The 3014-nt window shown below is 65.5% G+C and carries 4 protein-coding genes; all 4 read right to left on the bottom strand.

Going from position 1 to position 3014, the window contains the following annotated elements; genetic code table 11:
- Positions 1-153 precede the first annotated feature (153 nt).
- The 4 genes from modC to ACXJL8_RS37890 all read right to left on the bottom strand — a co-directional run bounded on the left by modC (position 154) and on the right by ACXJL8_RS37890 (position 3006).
- On the bottom strand, positions 154-816 hold the full coding sequence (modC, locus tag ACXJL8_RS37905; protein WP_456619385.1) for a molybdenum ABC transporter ATP-binding protein: 663 nt from the start codon (positions 814-816) through the stop codon (positions 154-156).
- 2 nt (positions 817-818) lie between these two features.
- Positions 819-1514 (bottom strand): molybdate ABC transporter permease subunit, encoded by a 696-nt coding sequence (modB, locus tag ACXJL8_RS37900; RefSeq protein WP_456619386.1) that lies wholly within the window; start codon positions 1512-1514, stop codon positions 819-821.
- Positions 1515-1526: 12 nt separating this feature from the next.
- Entirely contained in the window at positions 1527-2312 is a 786-nt protein-coding gene (gene modA, locus ACXJL8_RS37895; protein ID WP_456619387.1) for a molybdate ABC transporter substrate-binding protein, read from the bottom strand.
- Positions 2313-2502: 190 nt separating this feature from the next.
- Positions 2503-3006: a hypothetical protein gene (locus ACXJL8_RS37890; protein WP_456619388.1), complete on the bottom strand. Its 504-nt coding sequence runs from the start codon at positions 3004-3006 to the stop codon at positions 2503-2505.
- Between the last annotated feature and the right edge of the window lie 8 nt (positions 3007-3014).

The raw sequence follows: 3014 nt of genomic DNA, 5'->3' as shown, positions 1-3014 counted from the left end.
AGGCCGGGACCCATAACCCCAGGGAGCAGTTTGGCGAAGACTCGCAGTTATCCTTCCTTCGCCGGTACTCACACTGCCCGCTACCGATAGATCACGCGGTATGGGTCCCGGCCTTCGCCGGGACGACAGCGGTGGAAGTTGCGCCGACGTGCCTCACGTCAGCACCTTCACCCCGCCGAACGACGTCACCCGGCCCTGCTTCAGCATCACGATCTGGGTCGCGAGCTGGCGCAGTTCGGCGACGTCGTGGCTGACATAGACCATCGGCACATTGGCCTCGTCGCGCAGCCGCACCAGATAGGGCAGGATCTCGAGCTTGCGGCCTTCGTCGAGGGCGCCGAGCGGCTCGTCGAGCAGCAGGAGCCGCGGCCTCGACAGCAGCGCGCGTCCGAGCGCGACGCGCTGGCGCTCGCCGCCGGAGAGTTTTCCGGGACGGCGATCGAGAAGCGCGCCGATGTCGAGCAGGTCAATGATGCGCTTGTGCTGCGCCGGATCGGAGGCGAGGCGGTTCATGCGCCTTCCATAGTCGAGGTTCTGCGCGACGTTGAGATGCGGAAACAGCCGCGCGTCCTGGAACACATAGCCGATGCGGCGGCGCCAGGTCGGAACGTGGATGCCGGCTGCGGTGTCGTCCACGGTCTCGCCGTCGATCACGATGGTGCCGCGATCGGGACGCAAGAGCCCCGCGACCATGTTGACCAGCGAGCTCTTGCCCGCGCCTGAGGCGCCGAACAGGCCGATGACGCGGCCTTCGCTGCTGAAGGATGCGGCGAGGAAGAATTCGCCAAGCTGCTTTTCGACATCGACCCGCAGCATGGTCAGTTCCCGTGTAGCCGCGCGGTGGCGCGGCGCGCAAACCATTCGGCGGCGATCAGCGCGCCCAGCGCCAGGATGATCGAGACGATCACAAGCCGGCCCGCTGCGGCATCGCCATCGGGCGTCTGGATCAGCGAATAGATCGCGGAGGAAATCGTCTGGGTCTCGCCGGGGATATTGGAGACGAAGGTGATGGTGGCGCCGAACTCGCCGATCGCTTTGGCAAAGCCGAGCACCATGCCGGCGAGCACGCCGGGCAGCGCCAGCGGCAGCGTCACCGTGAAGAACACTTTCCAGGGCGCAGCGCCCAGCGTTTCGGCGGCCTGCTCGAGCCGGCGGTCGATCGCCTCGATCGACAGCCGCATCGGCCGTACCAAGAGCGGGAACGACATCAGGCCACAGGCGAGCGCAGCACCAGTCCAGCGGAACGCGAAGACGATGCCGAGAGTGTCAGCCAGGAATCCACCGACGAGTCCCTTGCGGCCGAAGGTGAGGAGCAGGAGATAGCCGGTGACAACAGGCGGCAGCACCAGCGGCAGATGCACCACCGCGTCGAGAAACGACTTGCCCCAGAAGTCGTGGCGGGCAAGCAGCCATGCCAGCGCAATGCCGAACGGCGTTGCGACCAGCGTGGCGACGACGGCGACCCTGAGCGAGAGCAGGATCGCAGTCCATTCGGCGGGAGAGATGTCGAGCATCAAGTCGCAATATCAAGTCGTGGGGCTGACCAGGAACTTGAAGCCGTATTTTTCCAGAATGGTCTTGGCCGCGGTCGAACGCAGGAACGCGAGATAGTCGTTGGTCTCGCCCTTCGCGGTCGTGGTCGCCGCGACCGGATAGATGATCGCGGGATGAGAATCCGCCGGGAAAGTGCCGACGATCTTGACGCCGGGCTCGACCTTGGCGTCGGTGGAGTAGACGATGCCGAGGCTAGCCTCGCCGCGGGCGACCAGCGTCAGCGCGGCGCGCACGCTTTCGGCCATGGCGAATTTCGGCTCGGCCGCCTGCCACGCGCCGAGTTTTTCCAGCGCGGCCTTGGCATATTTGCCGACCGGCACGGACTTGACGTCGCCGGTCGCGATCTTGCCGTCACCGGCGAGTTTTGCGAGGTCAAAACCCTGCGCGATGGTGACGTTGTTGATCGCTGAATCCTTCGGCGCGATCAGCACGATGCTGTTGCCGAGCAGGTTGACTCTGGAAGGCTCGTTGATGGTCTTCTTGGAGATCGCGTAGTCCATCCAGTCGGTGTCGGCGGAGACGAACACGTCGGCTGGTGCGCCCTGCTCGATCTGCTTGGCAAGCACTGAGCTCGCGGCATAGCTGACGCTGAACTTGACGCCGGTCTTGGCGGTGTAGGCGGCATCGATCTCGTCGAGCGCGTTCTTCATCGAGGCGGCGGCGAACACGGTGATGATCTTGTCCTCGGCGGCGGCGGGCGAGAGGCTCGCGCCCGCGAGGATCACGAAAGCGGTGAAAAGTCCGGCAATACGAAACATGGGGTGCGCTCCGTGCGAGCCCGCGCGCGAAATCGCGCGCGCAACTGGCGTTGGGTGAGGTCATTGCGACGTGCGGAAGCGCTGTTCCACGTGTCCCCGCAACGGCTTACGGCCGGCGGGGATATCGCAATTGCGAAGATAGCAGGCCGGAGCCGTAGGTCAAAGGCGACCGTTTGTCTAACCATACGGCCTATTGCGCCGGCAGGATCGCGATCGAGACCGAATTGTCCTTGGCGCCGCTGACCTGGACCACCAAAGGCTGCGCCGACAGCTCGTATTTCATGGTCTTGCGGATGCCCTCGCAATCGGTCGCGCCGCTGAAGGCCACGGGCTTGAGGAAATGCCCATCCTGGACCACGTCGACCCAGGCGCCGGCCGACAGGCTGATCGTGTAGAGGCCGGCCTTCGCGGTCTTGATGCTGGTGAAGCCGGCAAAGGTACCGTCCTTCGGCGCGCGCTCCGGCGGCGTGGGCAGCTTTGCATCCGCGGGCGCGACCAGGCCCAGCGTGATGGCCGATGACGGCAGGGCCGCCTGGTCGCTGCCCGATGCGAGTTTCGCGCGGTCCGGCGCGGTAAGCGCGGCACGCTCGCGATCGATCGGCCATTTGAACTTGTCGCAGCCGCTCGGCTCTTCGGCAGCCAGTGCGGACGTCGCGCCGAGCGAAAGCGCGGCGAGGAAGGTGAGGACGCGCATGTCAAATC

This window comes from Bradyrhizobium sp. P5_C11_2, assembly GCF_054049755.1.
Note: the sequence above shows the minus strand (reverse complement) of the source record. Positions and strands in the feature narration are given on the sequence as shown.

Bases quoted from the DNA above. Each gene is read 5' to 3' on its own strand.
- modC (WP_456619385.1), bottom strand. From the start codon at position 816: ATGCTGCGGGTCGATGTCGAAAAGCAGCTTGGCGAATTCTTCCTCGCC.
- modB (WP_456619386.1), bottom strand. From the start codon at position 1,514: ATGCTCGACATCTCTCCCGCCGAATGGACTGCGATCCTGCTCTCGCTC.
- modA (WP_456619387.1), bottom strand. From the start codon at position 2,312: ATGTTTCGTATTGCCGGACTTTTCACCGCTTTCGTGATCCTCGCGGGC.
- ACXJL8_RS37890 (WP_456619388.1), bottom strand. From the start codon at position 3,006: ATGCGCGTCCTCACCTTCCTCGCCGCGCTTTCGCTCGGCGCGACGTCC.